General features: G+C 33.7%; 19 protein-coding genes. 16 read left to right on the top strand and 3 right to left on the bottom strand.

The genetic code is table 11. The features are described from left to right. The first annotated feature begins 12 nt into the window (after positions 1 to 12). From ED556_RS12760 to tsaB, 12 genes are all read left to right on the top strand, one after another. The gene (locus ED556_RS12760; protein ID WP_296324502.1) at positions 13 to 459 is read left to right on the top strand and encodes a cytochrome C oxidase subunit IV family protein; all 447 of its coding nucleotides are present in this window, start codon (positions 13 to 15) and stop codon (positions 457 to 459) included. Between the two features lie 156 nt (positions 460 to 615). After that, the gene (locus tag ED556_RS12755) at positions 616 to 1,323 is read left to right on the top strand and encodes a hypothetical protein (protein ID WP_296324499.1); all 708 of its coding nucleotides are present in this window, start codon (positions 616 to 618) and stop codon (positions 1,321 to 1,323) included. 2 nt (positions 1,324 to 1,325) lie between these two features. Next, positions 1,326 to 2,093: an SCO family protein gene (locus ED556_RS12750; RefSeq protein WP_296324496.1), complete on the top strand. Its 768-nt coding sequence runs from the start codon at positions 1,326 to 1,328 to the stop codon at positions 2,091 to 2,093. Position 2,094: 1 nt separating this feature from the next. Beyond that, entirely contained in the window at positions 2,095 to 2,640 is a 546-nt protein-coding gene (locus ED556_RS12745) for a DUF420 domain-containing protein (RefSeq protein ID WP_296324494.1), read from the top strand. Then, positions 2,641 to 2,871: a hypothetical protein gene (locus tag ED556_RS12740; protein WP_296324491.1), complete on the top strand. Its 231-nt coding sequence runs from the start codon at positions 2,641 to 2,643 to the stop codon at positions 2,869 to 2,871. A gap of 138 nt (positions 2,872 to 3,009) precedes the next feature. Beyond that, positions 3,010 to 3,711 (top strand): ABC transporter ATP-binding protein, encoded by a 702-nt coding sequence (locus ED556_RS12735; protein ID WP_296324488.1) that lies wholly within the window; start codon positions 3,010 to 3,012, stop codon positions 3,709 to 3,711. Further along, positions 3,704 to 4,948: an ABC transporter permease gene (locus tag ED556_RS12730; RefSeq protein ID WP_296324485.1), complete on the top strand. Its 1,245-nt coding sequence runs from the start codon at positions 3,704 to 3,706 to the stop codon at positions 4,946 to 4,948. The genes ED556_RS12735 and ED556_RS12730 overlap by 8 nt, the downstream gene beginning before the upstream one ends. Position 4,949: 1 nt before the next feature. Next, positions 4,950 to 6,209, top strand: a complete 1,260-nt coding sequence (locus ED556_RS12725; protein ID WP_296324482.1) for an ABC transporter permease — start codon at positions 4,950 to 4,952, stop codon at positions 6,207 to 6,209. A gap of 28 nt (positions 6,210 to 6,237) precedes the next feature. Beyond that, positions 6,238 to 7,401, top strand: a complete 1,164-nt coding sequence (locus tag ED556_RS12720; protein WP_296324478.1) for an efflux RND transporter periplasmic adaptor subunit — start codon at positions 6,238 to 6,240, stop codon at positions 7,399 to 7,401. Between the two features lie 50 nt (positions 7,402 to 7,451). Then, positions 7,452 to 8,891 (top strand): TolC family protein, encoded by a 1,440-nt coding sequence (locus ED556_RS12715; protein WP_296324475.1) that lies wholly within the window; start codon positions 7,452 to 7,454, stop codon positions 8,889 to 8,891. A gap of 2 nt (positions 8,892 to 8,893) precedes the next feature. After that, complete coding sequence (locus ED556_RS12710) at positions 8,894 to 10,207, top strand: efflux RND transporter periplasmic adaptor subunit (RefSeq protein WP_296324472.1); 1,314 nt, start codon at positions 8,894 to 8,896, stop codon at positions 10,205 to 10,207. Positions 10,208 to 10,210: 3 nt separating this feature from the next. Further along, positions 10,211 to 10,882 carry a tRNA (adenosine(37)-N6)-threonylcarbamoyltransferase complex dimerization subunit type 1 TsaB gene (gene tsaB, locus ED556_RS12705; protein WP_296324469.1) on the top strand — a complete coding sequence of 224 codons (672 nt, stop codon included), beginning with the start codon at positions 10,211 to 10,213 and terminating at the stop codon, positions 10,880 to 10,882. Between the two features lie 43 nt (positions 10,883 to 10,925). On the opposite strand, the gene ED556_RS12700 is transcribed toward tsaB, so the two are convergent. From ED556_RS12700 to ED556_RS12690, 3 genes are all read right to left on the bottom strand, one after another. Further along, positions 10,926 to 11,738: a mechanosensitive ion channel domain-containing protein gene (locus ED556_RS12700; protein WP_296324466.1), complete on the bottom strand. Its 813-nt coding sequence runs from the start codon at positions 11,736 to 11,738 to the stop codon at positions 10,926 to 10,928. A gap of 69 nt (positions 11,739 to 11,807) precedes the next feature. Continuing rightward, on the bottom strand, positions 11,808 to 12,485 hold the full coding sequence (locus ED556_RS12695) for a hypothetical protein (RefSeq protein WP_296324463.1): 678 nt from the start codon (positions 12,483 to 12,485) through the stop codon (positions 11,808 to 11,810). Between the two features lie 131 nt (positions 12,486 to 12,616). After that, positions 12,617 to 13,519 (bottom strand): NifU family protein, encoded by a 903-nt coding sequence (locus ED556_RS12690; RefSeq protein ID WP_296324460.1) that lies wholly within the window; start codon positions 13,517 to 13,519, stop codon positions 12,617 to 12,619. 133 nt (positions 13,520 to 13,652) lie between these two features. Between ED556_RS12690 and ED556_RS12685 the strand changes: the two genes are divergently transcribed. From ED556_RS12685 to ED556_RS12670, 4 genes are all read left to right on the top strand, one after another. After that, complete coding sequence (locus ED556_RS12685; protein WP_296324458.1) at positions 13,653 to 18,302, top strand: T9SS type B sorting domain-containing protein; 4,650 nt, start codon at positions 13,653 to 13,655, stop codon at positions 18,300 to 18,302. A gap of 7 nt (positions 18,303 to 18,309) precedes the next feature. Then, positions 18,310 to 19,320 carry a type IX secretion system membrane protein PorP/SprF gene (locus tag ED556_RS12680; RefSeq protein WP_296324454.1) on the top strand — a complete coding sequence of 337 codons (1,011 nt, stop codon included), beginning with the start codon at positions 18,310 to 18,312 and terminating at the stop codon, positions 19,318 to 19,320. 253 nt (positions 19,321 to 19,573) lie between these two features. Continuing rightward, positions 19,574 to 21,709, top strand: coding sequence for a histidine kinase (locus ED556_RS12675; protein WP_296324451.1), 2,136 nt, complete (start codon positions 19,574 to 19,576; stop codon positions 21,707 to 21,709). A 7-nt stretch (positions 21,710 to 21,716) separates the two neighbouring features. Beyond that, positions 21,717 to 22,451 carry a LytTR family DNA-binding domain-containing protein gene (locus ED556_RS12670; RefSeq protein ID WP_296324448.1) on the top strand — a complete coding sequence of 245 codons (735 nt, stop codon included), beginning with the start codon at positions 21,717 to 21,719 and terminating at the stop codon, positions 22,449 to 22,451.

The raw sequence follows: 22,451 nt of genomic DNA, 5'->3' as shown, positions 1-22,451 counted from the left end.
CAATAGCATCACATGGCACACGCACATAAATTAGAAATCTTTAGAGGACTTTGGAAATTTAAGTCTAACACCCAAAAAATTTGGGGTGTATTAGCATTCTTAACACTTGTAACTGCAGTCGAAGTTGTTTTGGGTATATATAAGCCTGAAGGTTTATTAACACCTTGGATGACACCTTTTGAAGGTGGCTTCTTTGCAACTATAGGAAATATAATTTTTTCGCCTTTTATTTATATGAAGCCTTTAAACTTAATCTTCATAATATTAACGATTGTTAAGGCCTATTACATTACCTGGGATTTTATGCACATGCGTGATGAAACTAGCGCACTGAGACGTATGGTGGTTTGGACAGCAGTATTCTTAATCTGTTATCTTATTTTCATTCTATTACAAGAAGGTGGTTATGTACATGATGTTTACTTTACCAACGACCCATTAATTAAGAGAGATTTTTAAACTCAAATGCGAGTTAATATCATATTAAAAGGTGGTTTTTCTAAACCACCTTTTTTATTTTTGCAATATGAAATTAACCGAAGAAAATCGTTGATTTTAACGACAATGATCTTTGGTAAATTACATCTGATATAAATAGTAAATAATTACAAGCAGATGAAAAGACATAACTCGAAACGGAATATTATACTAAGCATTCTTTTCTTTTTGCCAGTTGCTTTTTTATTGATGCTTTATCCCGCAAAGCATAATTATATTCCATTAGATGTTGTAAATGAAAATGTTTCCGAAATTGAAGTTTTCTCATCTAATTCTGAAGATAAAATAGAACTAGCAGATCATATTACCGTTCTTGGATTTTTGGGAACAAATCCTTTAGAAAATTCTATTGCAGTATCAAATCTTAAAGAGCTAGTCTATGATAAGTTTAAAGGGTTTAAAAAATTTCAGGTTGTATTAATTTCAGTTGATGGCTCTAAAGCCGAAGTTGAAAAGCTACAGAAAGAAATTGCTACCTATGAAGATTTACGGTTTTGGCATTATGTCTATGGTTCAAAAGAACAGATTAAGGAACTTCACAGAAGTCTAAAAATTGAAAAACCGTTAAAAGACAATTATTCTACCGAAGATATTTTTATAATTGATAAAGATTTGAAGCAACGCGGAAGAATAGATGATAGAGATGATAAAGAAGTTGAAGAAAATAAACCTGTAAAATCTTTAAGTGCATACGATAGTATTGATGTGTCGGTTATTAAAAATAAAATGAGTGAAGATATGCGCATCTTGTTTACTGAATATCGACAAAAACGAAAAGGAAAATTTGATTCTACTACTCGAAGAGCAGAAGATATAAAGAACTAGTTATGGCTAATAAAACCAATTACTCCTACATAGGTATTGCATTTATAATCTTGGTATTCGGAATTATTTTTATACCTCGAATTATCGACCGATTATCTAATTCTGATGTTACTAGAGATGAAAGCAGAAGCAAATCTGTAACAACAAAAACGACGACGTCTTCAAAAAAGAATACATCAGATTTAGTATATATACCAGACGGAACAGGCGGAAATCGTAAAGTACCTGCATTTAGTTTTACTGATCAAAACGGAACTACAATCACGAATGAAGATTATTTAGGTAAAGTCTACTTAGTAGAGTTTTTTTTTACGACATGTCCTACAATTTGTCCTAGGATGAATAGTAACTTAGTACAAATTCAAAATCATTTTAAAGATTATCAGAACAATTTTGGGGTAGCGTCATTTACGATAATGCCTGAAATAGATACCCCTGAAGTATTAAAAGCCTATGCAGAAAAATATGGCATAACAAATCCGAATTGGCATTTAATGACAGGTGATGAAGATACCATTTACAAATTAGCAAACGAAGGGTTTTATCTATACACCGCAAAAAACGAATTGGTAGATGGAGGTTTTGAACACTCAGGGAATTTTGCACTTATTGATAAAGAAGGATACATACGTTCACGGTTAAAGTCGCCAGATAATCCATTAATTTACTATAATGGAATTGTTTCTGAAGCTGAAGGTGTTGATGACGAAGGCATACCTCAAGAAATTAGTATCTTAAAAGAAGATATAGCCAAATTATTAAAGGAGTAATATGAGTAATGTAAACATTGACAAAGAAAAAAAGTATAACAAATGGATTATAGCTTTATCTATTATAATTCCATTGGCAGTAGCCGCGTTATTTGGTGTTAACTTACGACGATTAGGTTTTGATGTAGAACCACTATCTTTTTTACCACCAATATATGCTTCAGTTAATGCTTTAACTGCAATTGTTTTGATTATTGCTGTCGTAGCCATTAAAAATGGTAGAAGAAAGTTGCACGAAAACTTGATGAAGTTAGCAATAGCGCTTTCGGTTTCTTTCTTGGTTATGTATGTCGCTTACCATATGACTAGTGATAGCACCAAATTTGGTGGTGAAGGACTTATTAAATATGTGTATTTCTTTATCCTAATTACGCACATACTTCTATCAATAATTATAATTCCATTTGTATTAATAACATATGTTAGAGCAATTACCAATAACTTTGAGCGCCACAAGAAAATAGCTAAAATTACATTTCCATTATGGCTATATGTAGCTGTAACAGGCGTAGTCGTTTACATCATGATTTCACCTTATTATACTTAAATGCTAAATTTTAAACGCATCATATTGATATTAATATTTAGTCTCATTCTAGTATCAGACAGTTTGGCGCAATGTGCTATGTGTAGAGCTGTTTTAGAAAGTGGAGAAGATCAATCAGCTGCTGAAGGTATAAATGATGGCATTATGTTTTTAATGGCTGTACCTTATATTTTGGTTGGTGGCATAGGGTATATGATCTATTGGAAATTCTTCAGAAAAAAAGCGTCATAAATTTCTCCAGTTTTACTGTAACAATGTTGCAGTTTAGACGTCTTATAAATATTAATCAAAAAGTTAATTCTTAACAAATACTTAGCACTAACCAGCTCAGCTTTTGTGTAATATTGTACGATTTAACTAACCATTGCTATGATTCAAATCAAAGACTTGCACAAATCCTATCATATGGGTAGCAATTCGCTTCATGTTTTGAAGGGAATAAATTTCGATGTAAAAGAAGGTGAGTTAGTTTCTATAATGGGATCATCTGGTTCTGGGAAATCTACACTGCTTAATATATTGGGTATGTTAGATGAAGCTGATCAAGGTAGTTATGTTCTCGATGGTGTTCCAATTAAAAACTTAAATGAGAAAGTAGCTGCTAAATACCGTAATGAATTTCTTGGATTTATTTTTCAATCATTCAATCTTATAAACTATAAATCTGCAGTTGATAATGTGGCGTTGCCCATGTATTATAAAGGGATGTCAAGAAAAGAACGTATAGAAAAAGCACATCATTATCTAGAAAAAGTTGGCCTAGCAGATTGGTCTCACCATTTGCCAAGTGAACTGTCTGGTGGGCAAAAGCAACGCGTTGCAATTGCACGAGCATTAGCAAGCGAACCAAAAGTATTATTGGCAGATGAGCCTACAGGAGCATTAGACACAACGACTTCTTATGAAGTAATGGATTTAATACAAGGTATTAATGATGAAGGCAAGACCATTTTAGTTGTAACGCATGAGGACGATATTGCCCACATGACAAAGCGTATAGTTAATCTTAAAGATGGGATTATTATAAACGATAGTCCGGTAGAACAAGTAAGAGCACAACAATATGTTTAATGTAGAGCGCTGGCAAGAAATATTCGAAACACTACGGAAAAATAAACTCCGTACCTTTTTGACTGGTCTATCAGTAGCTTCGGGTATTTTTATTCTAGTAATTCTTCTTGGTTTTAGCTCAGGTATTGAAAATGGAGTAACTACAGAGTTTCAGCAAGATGCTACAAACGAAATATTTGTCAGAACACGAAGAACAACAAAAGGTTATAAAGGATTAAATCCAGGAAGACGCATTCAGCTTAAAGACGAAGATTTTGCACTCATTACAGATAATTACGACGACTATTTAGAATATAGAACAGCAAATTATAGCATTTGGGGCGGACAAATAACATACAAGAACGAAACTGGGAATTATAGAGTTCAAGGCGTATTACCAGACAATCAGTTTATAGAAAATGCTGATATTGGAAACGGAAGGTTTATAAACCAATCTGATATTAATGAGGCTAAGAAGGTTGCTGTTATTGGGAATAAGGTAAAGCAAGATATATTTAAAGATGAAGACCCAATAGATAAATACATTTCTATTTTTGGTATTTCGTATAAAGTAGTTGGTGTTTATTTCGACCCAGGTGGTGAGCGAGAAGAAAGTCAAGTATTTTTGCCACTTACATCTGCGCGTATGGCTTTTAATGGTGGTGATGATATACGAAATATGTCTTTTACAGTAAAGATGTCTAAAAACTTTGATGAAGCGGTAGCGCTTTCAAAAAATGTGACAGAAGCTATCGAAAGAGATTTAAAAGAAAAGCACATTATCTCACCTGATGACACGGCAGCAGTTAGAGTTAATAATACTCTTGAAGAAGCAGAGAAAATTTACTCATTAATCGACACCATCAAAGCCGTATTTTGGTTTATTGGTATAGGCACAATTATAGCAGGGGTAGTAGGTGTTGGAAATATTATGATAATTATTGTTAAAGAACGCACTAAAGAAATTGGTATACGCAAAGCTTTAGGAGCTGTTCCAGCTTCAATAATCGGAATGATTTTACAAGAGGCGATTTTTGTAACAATGTTTTCTGGGTTATTTGGTCTAACTGCTGGATTAGCATTACTAGAATTAGTCGGACCTCAAGTTGACAGCCCATTTATTAAATTTCCACAAGTCGATTTTGGCACAGCCATTACAACTGTATTTATTTTGGTAGCTGCTGGTGCTTTTGCTGGCTTTTTACCTGCCTATAGAGCAGCAAAAATTAAACCTATAGTAGCATTAAGAGACGAGTAGTATGTTCAACAAAGACCGCTGGGACGAAATATTAGAAGCGCTTAATGCCAATAAAGTAAGAACGCTACTTACTGCATTTGGAGTATTTTGGGGAATTACAATTTTAGTATTACTCTTAGCACTTACTAATGGTTTAAGAAATGGTGTTACTGCTGATTTTGGAAATTTTGCTACCAACTCGATGTTTATGTGGTCTCGAGGGACATCAAAACCATATAAAGGATTACCAAAAGCAAGATTTTTTAGATACAAAACAGATGATGTTGCTGCACTAAGAGAAGCATTTCCTGAGTTAAAATATATATCTCCAAGAAACCAACTTGGAGGATTTCAAGGTGCAAATAATGTTATAAGAGGTACAAAAACTGGTGCTTTCGAAATCTATGGTGATTATCCTGAGTTTATTAAGCAAAAACCAATGGATATCATTGAGGGTAGATTTTTAAGTTATTCAGATATAAATGCAAAACGTAAAATTTGTGTCATTGGGCCTGATGTGGTAGCTGGTTTATATGATAAAGATGAAGACGTTATTGGATCTTACATAAAGATCAATGGTGTTAATTTCCTAGTAGTTGGTACGTTTAAGATGGCTAACTCTCAAGGGGATTCTGAAGAAGAGGCAAATACTATTTTTATCCCTTTTACAACATTTAGTCAAGCATTTAATTTTGGAGACCGCGTAAGTTGGTTTGCGCTTACCGCTACTGATAATGTGCCAATTACAAGTATCAAAGAACGCATATTTACATTAATGAAATCTAGACATACTGTTCATCCTGAAGATGATAGGGCTATCGGTCATTTTGATTTATCAGAGCAGTTTGGACGCATAAATGGATTATTCAGTATCCTCGCAATCGTAGGCTATTTTGTTGGGATTTTAGTTTTAACTTCTGGAGTTATAGGCATCAATAACATTATGCTTATAGTTGTTAAAGAGCGAACAAAAGAAATAGGAGTAAGGCGAGCCTTAGGAGCTACTCCTTGGTCTATTAAAGGGCAAATTTTACAAGAGAGCTTAATCCTAACTATTCTATCTGGAATGGTAGGTGTTGCATTTGCAGCTGCAGTGATTTGGGGAATGAACTCTATTTTAGATAGTGTTGGTCCAGTAGAAAATTTTGCTAATCCAAGTGTAAATATGACAGTTGTAGTTATAGCGCTTACAATTTTAGTCCTCGCAGGACTTTTAGCTGGATTAATTCCTGCCAATCGCGCTACAAAAATGAAACCTGTAGACGCATTAAGAATCGAATAAATTTATAAAGTTATATCATATCTCAATCATGAAAAGAACCACCACCGTAATCGTATTAATTGCTATAGTCCTAGTATTTGGCGTAGCATTATTTTACCTATGGCGCAAAAATCAAGAAGACCCAGTAACATACACAACACAAATGGCTTCTAAAGAAACAATAGTAGTTAACACTGTTGCTACAGGAAGTATTGTTCCTGAAGAAGAGATTTTAATAAAACCAAATATTTCTGGAGTTATAGAAGAGGTTTATGTAGAAGCAGGACAGTTTGTTAAAGAAGGTGATTTAATTGCAAAAATTAGAGTAATACCAAATGTCTCTTCGTTAACTAGTGCAAAAAATAATATTGCTTCTAATCAAACAGCATTGCAAACAGCTGAGATTAATTTTAAAACCCAAAAAGCAATTTACGACAGACAAAAGCAATTGTTTGATAAAGGTGTCATTTCAGCTAACGATTTCGACCAGGTTAATAATACATACCTTCAAGCAAAACAAAGAGTTGAGCAATCACGAATTGACGTCAGACAGTCAAGACAGAATTACGATATCATTAAAACTGGTACGACGTCAGGTCTGGGAAGCATAGCTCAAACACAGGTTAGAGCAACTGTATCAGGTATGGTGTTAGACGTCCCTGTAAAAGAAGGTAACCAAGTTATTGAAGCTAATAATTTTAATGAAGGTACATCCATAGCTTCATTAGCCGATGTCACTAAAATGATTTTTGAAGGAAAAGTGGATGAGAGTGAAGTTGGAAAAATTAAAGAAGGTTTACCTCTTGAAATTACTGTTGGTGCAATTGAAAATCACAAATTTGACGCTGTGTTAGATTATATTGCACCTAAAGGTATTGCTGAAAATGGAGCAATTCAGTTTGAAATTGAAGGTTCGTTAGAGAGTATAGATTCTACATTCATCAGAGCAGGTTTAAGCGCAAATGCTTCTATTATTTTAGACAAGGCAGAAGACGTGTTGGCTATAAAGGAAGCTTTAGTACAATACGACCCTGAAACCAAAAAACCATTTGTAGAAATTGAGGTTGGAGACCAGAAGTTCGAGAAAAAAGATGTTGAATTAGGAATTAGTAATGGCATTTTTGTAGAAGTTAAAAGTGGTATTTCGGATACAGATAAAATAAAAGTGTGGAATCAATTGCAAGGACCACCAGCATATGCTGGACGAAATTAATTTCATTTTCTGTAACACTTTAACATTTATATAGACATATAGCACATATCATGAAAAAATCAATCATAATTATAGTAGCATTTATTTTTGGATTAAATGTAAATGCTCAAAAAAAGTGGACACTGAGAGAGTGCGTTGAACACGCCTTGGAAAATAACATTTCAATTAAGCAGAGCGAACTAGATGTCGATACTGCAGACCTTGAAAGTTTAACAGCATTGGGCAATTTCTTACCATCTTTTAATGCCTCATCAGGTGTTAATGAGAATACAGGTCTTAGTTTTAACCCGTTAACAAATAATGCACAGACTACAACGTTTTTGTCTGCTTCTGGTAATATTAATGTTGGCTATACGGTTTTTGATGGCCTTAGAAACTATAGAACTGCACAAAGAGCAAAAATCTCGAAGTTAGCAAGTCAGTATCGTCTATCTAAAATGAAAGATGATATCTCTTTACTTGTAGCCAATAGTTATTTGCAAGTACTTTTAAACAAAGCGAACTTGGAAGTATTAATATCTCAAAATCAAGTTACCAAACAACAAATCAAACAAACTGAAGAGTTAGTTGATGTTGGTACACTTCCTCAAGGTGATTTGTTAGAAATAAAAGCAACAGATGCAAGTGAACAACAATCTATTGTTAATGCAGAAAACCAAATTAAAATATCTCTAATAAGCTTAGCGCAAGTATTATTGATAAAGGATTATGAAAATTTTGATATAGAGGATGAAGGCTATGGAATTGTAGATTCTATATCTGATGCATCGGCTTCAGAGATTATAGCAAAAGCAAAAGAAAATCGTTCGGAGATTAGAATTGCAGAGCAGAATGTAGAATTAGCAAAGAAAGACTTACAAATTTCTCGAGGAGCATATTTACCAACACTATCGGCATTTTTTGGCTATAATACTCGATATGCAGATGCACCAAGTTTTACGCAAGTCGTAGATCCAAATAACCCAACTGTTACGCAACAAATAGGTGTAGTGCAAGGAACAGGGCAATCCGTTGTAGCCGAATTCCCTAATACATCTACGATTGAGGTTCCTGCAGATTCATTTATCGATCAGTTATATACCAATGATGGTGTAAATTATGGTTTTAGTCTTAACATCCCAATATTTAATGGGTTTAACACTAGGGCCAATGTAAAACGAAATAAGATAAATCTTGAGCGTAGCAAATATCAGCTAGAGCAAGCGGAGTTAGATTTAGAATCTACAGTTTATCAAGCGTATGTAGATGCTAAAGGTACCTTAAAAGCTTATGAAGCAGCTGAAAAAGCATTAGAATCTCAAGAACTTGCGTACCAATATGCAAAGGCTAGATATGATGAAGGTTTAACGAATGCCTTCGATTTTAGCCAAGCTAAATTGAGATACGATAATTCAAAAATCAACTTAAATACGGCCAAATACGATTACATTTTTAGACTTAAAGTCTTAGAATTGTATTTTGGTATACCAGCCACAGAATTAAAATTTTAAAAATGAGTAGAACATTAAAAATAGTACTGATAGCTTTTGCAGCAATACTTCTGCTTTTAGTTGTAGGTAAATCTACTGGAATGTTTGGAAAAAAAGGAAATTTCAAACAGGTAACCACTAAAAATGTAGCATTAAAAGAAGTTATTGAAACAGTTTCTGCAACAGGTAAGATTCAACCAGAGGTTGAGGTTAAAATCTCGAGTGAAGTATCTGGTGAGATACTAGAATTGCCATTTAAGGAAGGACAACAAGTACAAAAAGGAGACCTTTTAGTACGTGTAAATCCGGATTTAATTCAATCTGCGTTAAATAGGTCTCAAGCAACATATCAGAATGTTAAGGCAAGTCTTGAACAAGCAGAGGCAACATTAAAACAAGCTAAAGCTGACTACGATAGAAATAAAGCACTTTTTGAAAAAGGTGTAATTTCAAGGGCAGATTGGGATAGAGCAGTAGCCACTTACGAAACCGCTGAAGCAGGCAAAAGTTCTGCATATTACAGTGTGCAAAGTGCTGGAGCATCAGTTAACGAAGCGAGAGATAACCTAGGCAGAACAACAATTTATGCGCCAATGAGTGGTACAATTTCATTGCTTAGTGTTGAGCTAGGAGAGCGAGTTGTAGGTACACAGCAAATGGCTGGTACAGAGATTTTACGTGTTGCCAACCTAAACAATATGGAAGTTGAGGTAGATGTTAATGAGAATGATATTGTTAAAGTAAATATCGGAGATACAACAATTGTTGAAGTGGACGCTTATTTGAAAAAGGAGTTTAAAGGAATAGTAACTGAAATTGCTAATTCAGCTGCTGGTACGTTGGCTGCGGATCAGGTTACCAATTTCAAGGTTAAAGTCAGAATTTTAGAGGACTCATATGCTGAATTAACAGAAGGTAAGCCTGAAAGTTACTCGCCTTTCAGACCAGGTATGACAGCTACAGTAGATATAATTACAGATAAAAGAGAAAAAGCTGTTGCAGTCCCTATTAGTGCAATTGTTATAAAAACAGATACAACATCTACAAAGAAAATTTATGGCGCAAAGGTAGAAGGAGATGTGGATGAAGATGATTCTTCTAAAGAAGAAGAAAAGTTTGAATGTGTATTTGTAAATGAAAACAATGTTGCAAAGTTAAGAGTTGTAAAAACTGGTATACAAGACGACACTAATATTGAAATTATTTCAGGATTAAAAGAAGGTGATAAAATTATTACTGGACCATATAATATGGTATCTAAAACTTTGAAGCCTGGAGATAAGGTTGAAAACAAAAACAAATCAAAATCTTCACCAGAAGAAAGTGATGAAGAATAAGCAATGGCGCTAATTCTAAATATAGAAACAAGTACAACCAATTGTTCAGTCTCCTTATCTAAAGATGAGGAGATTTTGGTTTTAAAAGAGGATAATAATTCTGGTTATTCTCATGCCGAAAAACTTCACGTATTTATTAACGATGTTTTAGAAACTGCTAAAATGTCTAAACACGAACTGGATGCAATTGCAATAAGTAAAGGTCCAGGATCTTATACAGGATTAAGAATTGGAGTTTCTGCTGCAAAAGGGCTTTGTTACGCATTAAATAAGCCATTGATTTCAGTCTCAACATTAGAAGCTCTAGCCCATCAAATTACAATTACAGAAGGCATAATTATACCCATGCTAGATGCAAGACGAATGGAAGTCTATTCTGCAATTCTAGATGCTAACTATGAACTAGTCAGAGATGTAAATGCAGAACTAATAGACGAAGATAGCTTTGCTTCAGAATTGCAACATCAAAATGTCTATTTTTTAGGTAATGGTGTCGAAAAAACTAAACAAGTTATTAAGCATCAAAACGCAAAATTTGTAGATAATAAATTACCGTCAGCCTCCACAATGGCTATAATGGCAAATAAAAAGTTCAAAATAAGTGACTTTGAAGATGTCGCTTATTTTGAACCTTATTATTTAAAAGACTTTGTGGCTGTAAAATCCAAAAGGTAAATAACAATTAGTTGCATTTGATTTACAAGCCTTAATTACAGAATTAACCTTGTTTTTTAATTTCTACTGTATGAGGATAAGGAATTTCAATTCCTGCTTTATCAAGCGCTAATTTTATATTTTCAGTAATGCCAAAATACACATCCCAGTAATCTTCGGTTTTACACCAAGGTCTAACAGCAAAATTAACAGAGCTGTCTGCAAGCTCTAACACATCGACAGTCGGTGCAATATCAGTTAGTACTTTTGGGTGAGATGTCAGGACATTCATCATTACGTCTTTAGTTTGTTTAATATCTGCATCATAACTAACACCAATAACTAAATCTACTCTACGCGTGCCTTCAGTCGTGTAGTTTATGATAGTTCCATTAGACAAAGTAGCGTTAGGCAGAATAATTTCTTTATTGGATAAACCAGTAAGTTTAGTTGTAAAAATTTCAATTTCTTTTACAACGCCGATTTCACCTTGTGCTTCAACTAAGTCTCCAATTTTAAAAGGCTTAAAAATCATAATCAGTACACCACCGGCAAAATTCCCTAAAGAACCTTGTAGAGCCATGCCAATCGCCAAACCAGCAGCAGCTAATATAGCTGCAAAAGACGTAGTCTCGATACCAACTGTAGATAGAATGACTACAATTAATAAAATCTTTAATGACCAGTAAATAAGATTAGATAAAAACTTAACTAAGCTAATGTCATAGTCTTGTTTTGTCATTATTTTTCGCGCTGTATTTGTAACGAATCTTACTAAAAAGCCTCCAATAATCCATATTAGAAAAGCAGCGATTAGTTTTGGTCCAAAGTCAATAATTAGGTCATATCCTTTATCTATCCAATCTTGTATTTCCATTTTAAAGAAGTTAAAAAAAGATGGTTAGAAAACCAACCATCTTTAAGTATGAAATTTTTTATAAAATTGCTATAAACTAGCTAAATATAAAGCAAGTTTTTTTATGTCTTCTTCCTTTTTTAAGGAAACTTTATTATCCTTTAAATACGATTTAATTTTCTTTGCATCTTTTGCATAAGATTTTAATAAATCCTTTTTTCTTGTAGGTACAGGTGTAATTTTATCACCTACTTTAAGGTAATAATTTGACTCATTAGCGATAAACTTTGCTGGCTTATCTCTTTGATAACTCGTAGCAGCAGGTACCTTATCTACAAAGCGTATTGTCTCTTCTTTTAATAAGGAATGTGTAGTTGCACTGTCTATTACATTTAAAAATCCACTTTTGGCAACACCAGTTTTAGAAATAAAATTAAACGTCTTATAATTTTTATTGTTTTGCGTAAATGTAACCTCATAAGGTTGTGTCTTATCTAATGCAATGATCTTTGTTCCGAGATTTATTTCCATCTCTCCATTGTATGCGTTATATCTACCTGTGTATAATACATTATCGTAACCTTTGATTTTTACTGGTAAAAAATTCTCATTTATGTAAGGACTGCCTAAAGCATCAATGGGTTTACTAACATCAGACGACATGTAGAGTTTTTCTGTTGATACATCTATACTTGTTAAACCCTGACTGAAAGAAAAAATAGTTATTAGTAAAGTGCTTAAACCAGTTAAAAAAGTTTTCTTATTCATAATTTATAATATTTATATTTTAATATATAAGGTTGAAAAATTCGATTTACGAACTTAGTTTTTTTAAAGTTTAATGAATGCAAAAATAATGCCAATAAATTGTTAAATTATATTTGAATAAAACTTTCGTTTTAACCATTTATTGCTGAGACGGTAAGATTTTGGTCTCCCAACATTTCTTTTAGCATATTTTCAATCCCATTTTTTAGAGTAAATGTTGACGATGGGCATCCGCTACAGGCGCCTTGTAATAATACTTCAACCTTTTTAGTTTCTGGGTCATAAGATCTAAATTCTATATTTCCGCCGTCGCTAGCAACTGCTGGTTTCACATATTCTTCTAAAATATTAACGATGTTCTTAGAGGTATCGTCTAATGATTCAAAATGTTGCTCTGCTTTTTCTTCATTTACCTGTTTTTGCTGTGTAATAGGAGCATTCAAAACTGGTTTACCTTCTTCAATATAAGTCTTGATGAATCCTCTTAATTGATTCGTAATTTCAGGCCACTCCGCAACATCGTATTTAGTTATGGAAATGTAGTTTTTATCCATAAATACACTTTTTACAAAAGGAAATTGGAACAATGCTATAGCTAAAGGTGAATTTTTAGATTCATCTATAGACCCAAACTCACATATTTGGCCCACCAATGGTTTGTTTGATACAAACTTAAGAACACTAGGATTGGGTGTGCTCTCTGCATATACCGTGACCGCATTTTTTGGTTTAGATGTATCTTCTTTAATAACTATACCATCGCTATTTAAGTAGTTCTTAATTTGTACGGCAACTTCATCCTGAACATCCGACCATTCAACAATATTATAGCGTTCAATGGCTACAAAATTTGATGTGATATACACTTTCTTAACAAATGGTAGGTAAAATAATTGTTGCGCTAAGGGTGAAATAGCAGCGTCATCAATATTATTAAACTCATAGCTATTATGCTGCGTTAGAAATCGATTAGCTTCAAACTTTATAATAGTCTCGTTTGAGGTTGGCCGAATCGTTATATCTGTAATGGTCATTTCTTTTTTTTTGCAAAAATATGAAATATGAAAACGATACGTTATCTATTTAAGATGGTTTACAACGAATTTTAACTTTAGTTGTCATTTTATTTAACTAAATTTCGATCCCTTAAAAAAAAAGCCCGTATTGATGAAAAAACTTCATTCAAAATATATTTTGAAAGCAAAGGCTTTTACAATCATTTTCTTTTTTTTAGTTAATTTCAATTCTTTCGCTCAATTAATTACTGTAAATGATGCTTCAGATCCCGAATCATCTTTTAATCTAGAAGAATTAGTTACCTCAGTATTAATAAATAGTAATTGCGCTTTATTAGAGGATTTTAACGAAGTTGCTTTAGGAGGACCTACCGATTTAACAACTAAAAGTTATGGCTTTTTCAAAAGACCAGTAGGTAGTAATTTTCCCTTTGAGAATGGTTTAATTTTAACTTCTGGTAATGCCTTTCAAGCTGGTAATACTGTTATACCTGGTGTAAATAGTAATGTTCTTGGTCTACCTGGTGATACAGATCTGGAAGCAGCTCTAGGGGTTATAAACACAGGTGATGCTACTTCTGTATCTTTTACATTTACTCCGTCTTCAAATAATTTTAGTTTTAATTATTTAATGGCGTCTGAAGAGTATAATATGAATGATGAGTGCAATTTTGCAGATTCATTTGCCTTCTTATTAAGAAGGGTAGGCACCACCAATTTCACCAACTTAGCACGAGTACCAGTTTCTAATGATCCCGTAAGTACAATTAATGTTAGGCCTGATGTTCGAGGCCCTGGTGGCGCAATTTTATGTACAGCAAATAATCCAGATTTTTTTGATGGCTATGATTTAGGAGATACAAATTATGGAGGGAGAACAGTTGTTTTTAATGCAACAGCTGTAGTTATACCAAATGTACAATACGAAATAAAATTAGTAATTGCCGATCAAGGAGACCGGTTGTTTGATTCAGCAGTTTTTATTGAAGCAGGTAGTTTCTCAGGACTTGGAGGTAATATACCAGATTTTACCGTAGCATCTGGTCGCCCTGGTTGTGGAGATACAGCTGTTACATTAGATACGGCAGTTACAGATCCCACGGCTACCTTTGAATGGTTTAAATTACCAGATCTGGTCAATCCTATTCCAGGTGAAACAGGACCGTCATTGATTGTACCATCTACAGGACCTTTTGGTGGTGATGGTACCTATGCCGTTACTATTAGCTTTGGTAGTTCTAGTTGTCAGTCTACTGAGGAGGCTGAAGTTCAATTTGTTAATCAGCCTATACTTGAAAGCCCTCCTAGGGATTTAGTGGCTTGTGAGACGGATGGCGATAATACTGAGGTTTTTGATTTAACTCTTAATAGCCCATTGGTTATTGGTGCTCAATCAGATGTACAGGCAGAATATTTTGATGTCGGCGGTCGACTTATTACCGACCCTGCAAATTACACCAATTCCACTATGCCCGAAATAATTACAGTTCGTGTTACAAATAACAGTGTTGCTGCTGGGGTAGGTACATGTCCTGTTGAAGACACATTTACATTAACGGTTTCAGGTTTTGTAACTGCACAAGATGTTACGTTTCAATTGTGCGATAATGATTTAGATGGTGATGACACTAATGGATTTGTTGAGTTTAATTTATCAACGATAAATGACGATGTTTTAGGGACACAAAATCCATTAGATTTTACAGTTAGTTACCATCCTACGTTCAATGATGCCGACTTGGGATTAAATCCTTTACCAAACCTTCATACTAATGGTACTGCAAATATTGAATCGATTTTCGCTCGAGTTGAAAATAATGGAAATAGTGGTTGTTATGCAGTATCTGACATAACTCTAGTAGTCGATGTAATTCCATTAGCCAACACGGTTATTGATCAATTAATTTGCGATGACAATAATGATGGTTTTTGGGACTTTAATCTAGATGCATTGAGAGCCGATGTGTTATTGACTCAGGATCCAATGCAGTTTGAAGTCTCATTTCATTTAGAGGAAGCAGAAGCCATGACGAGTTCAACAACAAATCCCTTACCAGATACTTTTACAAATCTTGTGGCATACGATCAAGATATCATTTGGGTACGAATCGAAAATATAAATAACACAGATTGTTCTGCTTTTACAAGTTTTATGATTGATGTATTTGACCAACCGACGGCAACTGCAGATACCTATGAATTATGTGATGACGACGCAGATGGAGATGATACTAATGGTTTTGTTGAATTTACCTTATCTACGAGAGATCTATTTATTTTAAATGGTCAGGACCCATCACAATTTACGGTAACATATTTTGAAACCCAACCTGAAGCAATAAATGGAGATCCAACAATAGCCATAAACTCTGCTATACCATATGTTAATGCAGTCGCAAATAACGACCAAGTTTGGGCGCGTGTCACTAATATTGATAATCCGGATTGTTTTGAAGTCAGTACTTTAAATTTAGTAGTGAACCCACTGCCTGTTTTAGATAATGCCATGGTTCAATTAGAGCAATGCGATGAGTTTGATACGGACTCTACAGATGCGATTTCAGATTTTAATTTGACTCAAGCAGATCAATTGATTGTGAATACAATTACCGATGAAGTATTTACATATTATACAACATTAGCAGATGCAGAATCAGGTACAAGCCCTATCACGAATGCGCTTAGTTTTTCAAATGCAGATGCAATAGGAAATCAGGTTTATGTTCGTATTGAGAATAATGAAGGTTGTATAAGAATAGCACAATTAGAATTAATTGCCCTAACAGGTCAGTTGCCTAACACTTTTGCGATAGCACCTTTTGAAGAATGTGATGATACAAGAGTTGATGACAATATCATTGATGGTATTACGGTTTTTGATTTTAGCAGCGCTGAGGCTTCAATTCTAGCATTGTTTCCAATTAATCAGAATATATCAGTAGATTTTTACCAAAATGCAGCAGATGCGGCAAGTGAATCAAATCCTATAGCCGATATTTCAAATCATGTTAACACTGCATCACCCTTTGTTCAAGAGATTTTCTTTAGAGTAGAAAATGATGATGATAACACATGCGAAGGTGCAGGAAGTTTTGAATTAAGGACGATTAATCCAACACCTAGAACGGATACAGAATCCGTAGATATTATAGTTTGTGATGATGTTACTATAGGTGATTTGGTGGAGGAGTTTAATTTAACTCAGAATGAGGTTTTTATTTTTGATGGGATACCAAATCTATCAGCAACATACTTTTTGGATTTTGACGATGCACTTAATAATGTTACGGCAAATGAAATAACGACACCTGCAGTATATAATAATACAAATCCAACAGAAACTATTTATGTAAGAGTACTAGATACATCTACTGGTTGTTTCGCTATAGTAGATTTTGATATTACGGTAAACCCATTGCCAATAATTACCACAGATATTCCGCCAATAGAAGAGTGCGAGAACAACACTGACGGATTTTTTGAATTTGACCTAACGCAAAGGCGTGATGATATTTTAAATGGTCAAGACCCACTGCTATTTAATGTCACATATCATACAACCCAACAAGGCGCAGATAACTTAGACTTAACGGAAGTTCCAGATCCAAGCGCATTTACCAATACAATAGTTGATGTACAAGAGATATTCTATGCGATAACCAATATAACAACACCAAATGGGGTGTTATGTTCTAATACAGGTTCATTTTTTGTTGAGGTTTTGGAAGGTGCACAGGCAAATAGTGATGGTGAACCTTTAGATTTTCAGATTTGTGATGATAATATAATCGGAGATGATATTGCACAATTTAATTTTGACGATATTCAAGATGAAGTACTAGATGGACAAGACCCTGCAGATTATACAATAACATACCATTTTACAGAAAATGAAGCTATTAATTATAATCCAATTACAGACACAAGTCAATTACCAAATTTATACGAAAACCTCACCAACCCTCAAATAGTTTGGGTAAGAGTAAGTAATAATATAAGCCCAAATATTTGTTTCGAAGTTGAGCCGGTAACATTAACTGTGAATCCGTTGCCTGTTTTTGAACTAGACCCTAATTATATTTTATGTTTAAGCGACCAAGGAGCAGTTGTTGATGTTCCACTTGTTTTAGACACAGGATTATCAGGCGCAGATCATACTTTTGAGTGGTTTTTAAATGGTGAAATATTACCATTACAAACAGGTTCTACACTTACACCGATTCAAGGAGGAGATTATGAGGTTATTGCAACGGATAATATAACCATGTGTATGTTTTCTGTAAGTACTACAGTCACAGAAAGTAGCTTACCAGACCCAACAACATTTGATATTAGAGTTACATCAGAAGCATTTATTGGGAACAATGTAATTACCGTAAACGCTACAGGAATTAGCACTTATGAGTTTAGTCTTGATAATGGTGCATGGCAGTTAGACAATGTGTTTACTAATGTCACTGGAGGCGAACATGTTGTAAGAGTAAGAGATGTACAAGGTTGTGGGGTAGTCATGGAAACAGTTGTAGTTATAGATTTTCCTAAGTTCTTCACACCAAATGGTGATGGTACTAATGATACTTGGAATATTGCAGGAATAGGAGCACAACCTAGTGCAAAAATTTATATATTTGACCGTTATGGAAAACTCTTAAAACAAATCAGTCCTACCAGTCCTGGCTGGGATGGTACCTTTCAAGGTAATAATATGCCATCAAGCGATTATTGGTTTAGATTAGAGTATACAGAACCTACTAATAATGAAATGCGAACATTTACTTCTCATTTCTCATTAAAACGATAAAACACATATGAAACTAAAAAAAATATGTATAGTTGCTTTAACCGGAATGTTATCCTTTATTGGGTTCTCTCAAGAAGGTATACCTGTATATTCCGATTACTTAACAGATAACTATTACCTATTACATCCTTCAATGGCAGGTGTAGCAAATTGTGCTAAAGTTAGACTCACAGCTAGACAGCAATGGTTTGGAGTAGATGATGCTCCAAGTTTACAAACACTTAGTGCGCATAGTAGACTGGGTGATGGTCCATCAGCTATTGGGGCTATAGTTTATAATGACGAAAACGGATTTCATTCTAATACAGGAGCTTACGTCACTTATGCACATCACTTATTACTTTCTAGAAATGAGGTAGACTTAAATATGATTTCGTTTGGTTTAAGTGCTGGATTTATTCAGTATAAGTTAGATGAGACCAGCTTTTTAGCACCAGGGCAATTTGATCAATTAATTGCTGGAATTGAACAAAGTGCTACCAATTTTAATATAGATGTTGGGATGTCCTATCATTTCTTAGATTTTTATGCGCATGTTACTGCTAAAAACATTCTTAACAATGAAGGAATCAACTTTAACCAACAAGGTTTTGTGTTTAATAATTTAAGAACATATTTAGTGTCACTTGGTAACGTATTTCAAAAATATGGTAGTGATTGGAGTTTTGAACCTTCAATAATGTATATGTACAGAGATGCAACTGAAGAGTCTACAATAGATTTTAATGCAAAAGTCTATAGAGAAGTAGATTTTGGTAAAGTTTGGGGTGGACTATCTTACAGACGTAGTTTAGACGGTGCGCAATTTTTGGAAGGTAATAGTGTTAGTAGTCAAAAGCTACAATATTTTACACCCTTTATAGGTGTAGATTATAAACAATTTACATTTGCTTACACTTATTCTTATCAAGCAAATACCATTAACTTTAATACAGGTGGTTTTCACCAGATTACCTTAGGTTATAATTTTAACTGCAGGCGAGAAAAGTACGATTGTAATTGCCCTGCAATTAACTAAATACAAGTGCCTTGATTATTTTCAAGGCATTTTTTTTGTACTGATATTAGTTCTTAAGAAAAAAACACAAATCCTTAAATCCGTAGTTTTGGTTAGTATATGAGCCATATGAATTAGTGAAATCACCATTTTAAGGTCATTTTTGGCTTATAGACAGTAATACAAATTTTTTATAGTCAATTAAACATAGTAAGTTTATTGAAATTTAAGAATTATTGGATTGCAATTTGGATTAAAATCTTTAGGACTTTTTTTGGCTCTAACCTTAATGTTTCAGGTTGGTTTTTCGCAGAGCGATACTACTATACAGGAAGATGAATATTTTACTGTAAGAGGTTTAGTGCGTGAAGAACTCTCGTACCAGCCAATCATAGACGCTACCATACAAGTTAATGGAGGTTCTTATGTAACCACGAGTTATGATGGAAACTTTAGAGTAAAAGTCAAGATCGGTGATCAGCTTATAATAAGTCATAAAAACTTTATAACTGTTTTCCATACTATTAAGAGTGATGATCGTCTTATAATCGAAGTTCAACAACAACAAAAAAACCCCTCTCAAAAAGATAAGCGAAAGAGAAAGGTTGAGGAATTTATTCAGTTAATAGACTCGGCTGATAATTATCTTAAAAGAGATGCAGAGCGTAGCATACAATTCATTGCTGATGCTTTAGATAAAAGTACGTCTCAGTCGCAAAATGCTGAAGCTTATGAAACTTTAGGTGACTTATATGTTTTTTGGAAACAGTACGATTTAGCAATTACAAATTATAAAATAGCGCTTCAGAATAAAACCTCAAATTCACTAAAATTAAAATTAGCGCAAGCCTATATGCTTGACGAAAATTATTCTGAAAGTATTCAGGTATATAATAGGTTTGATGCTAACCGATTAAGCAACTATCAGAAGACTGAATATTACGAAGGGTTGGGAGATGTGCTTTTAAAACAGAATAATACAAATGGCGCAATTACCAATTACCAAAAAGGATTACTGGTAGCGACCAATAATAACATAGCCCCAAAAATTACGGACTTTAACTCCAAAATTGCTCAGGGGTATAATATGCAAGGAGACACACAACAAGCCGAGACATTCTTTAAAAGCTCATTAAGTTCAGCCGAAAACGAAAGTAAACAACGCTCCTTGGAAGAAAAAGTTACAGTTGCTGAGTTTAATAATGTCATCCAAAATTACGATGATGAAATATCATTACGTAAAGAGGTTATTGAGGATTTAAAAGAAATAGAGAAAGATTCAATAGTGTCCAATGCTAGTCCATTATCTCCACAAAAGCAGAATTATAAAATAGGGAATGCATTAATACTACAAAAGAATTTTGATGAAGCCATACCGTTTTTAGATAAGAGTATTGCCGAAGCCGATAAACGAGAAGATTTAGAAACTAAGAATGATGCGCTTCGTAAAAAAGTAGACGCCTACGAAAATTTAGGTGAGTACGATAAAGCAAAATTAGCATTTGAAGATTTTGTAGCTTCAGTAGATGAGCTATATATAAAAAAGCTGCAAGAAATTGCTCAGAATGCACGGTTAACACGTTCTATTTCTGAGAGTCAAAACAGGATAACAAGCCTTGAAAACGACAGAGAACTAAACAGGAAAAACTATGAACTTACAATTGCTAGAAATAAAAATCAGCAAATAGTCATATACTCATTAATAGGCGGTTTTCTGTTGATATTTATAGCGGCATTTTTCACATATAAGTACATTAAAGAGCAAAAACTCGCTAATAACCTTTTGGCTCTAAAATCATTAAGAAGTCAGATGAATCCGCATTTTATATTTAATGCGTTAAACTCTGTAAATAGTTTCATAGCATCCAACGATGAGCGAACTGCAAATAAGTACTTATCTGATTTTTCATTTTTAATGCGCGCAGTACTCGAAAATAGTGAAGAAGATTTTATACCACTTAAAAAAGAAATCGAACTTCTTGAATTGTATACCAAATTAGAGCATTTTAGATTTAAAGATAAGTTTGATTACAGTATTGAAATAGACGAGAAAATTGACATTGAAGCTTTTGAAATCCCGCCAATGCTTTTACAGCCATATATAGAAAATGCGGTTTGGCACGGATTGCGATACAAGGAAGACAAAGGAATTTTAAAAGTTAATATTGAACCTTTGTCAAGCGAAGAAATTTCGATTACTATAATTGATGATGGTGTTGGCCGTAAACGCTCTAAAGCCTTAAAGACCGATAATCAAAAGAAACACAAATCCAAAGGTTTAAGTAATATTAAAGAGCGAATACAAATACTTAATACGATGTATCAGGATAGAGTTGCAGTGGTAATAGAAGATTATCGGCAAACAGAAGATGTAGGTACTAAAGTCATTGTAACTTTAAAAAAAGATTGATTGATATATGAAACTTAATGCAATTATTGTCGAAGACGAAAAAACAAGTAGAGATATTTTAAAAAACTACTTGGAGAAGTATTGCCCAAATATTAATGTTGTTGGTGAAGCAGAAAATGTAAATGAAGCATTAGTTTTAGTTAGAAATAACGATTTGGATGTTGTGTTTTTAGATGTAGAAATGCCATATGGTAATGCATTTGATTTACTAGATAAAGTTGGCGATGTAGATTTTCAAACCATTTTTGTAACAGCTTATAATCACTATGCAATGGATGCATTAAATGCTCATGCATCTTACTATTTAATGAAACCAATTTCTATCGATGAACTTATAAAAGCGGTTGACTATGTTACAGAAATACATACCAAAGAGCAAGAATTACAAGACCAGGTTTTAATTCCGAAAACAAACCCAATAACTACTAAGATTACTATCCCTCAACAAGATGGATTTGAAATATTAGAAACAGCAAGTATTATGTATTGTAAGGCCGATGATAATTATACAGAAATCTATCTTAATAATAATAAGAAAAAACTCGTTAGCAAGACACTTAAGTACATTCAAGAAAGCCTAAAAGATGCCAATTTTGCGCGTGTACATAAAAGTTATTTGGTAAATGTAAATGAGGTAGTAAAATATGTAAAAGGCAAAGGAGGAAGCGTTATTTTAAGCAATGGAAAGGAAATTATGGTATCTGCCTCTAAAAAAGCCGAGTTATTAGCATATTTTAAATAA

Source organism: Winogradskyella sp. (assembly GCF_003712105.1).
Classification (GTDB): domain Bacteria; phylum Bacteroidota; class Bacteroidia; order Flavobacteriales; family Flavobacteriaceae; genus Winogradskyella.
This window is presented reverse-complemented; position numbering and strand designations above follow the sequence as displayed.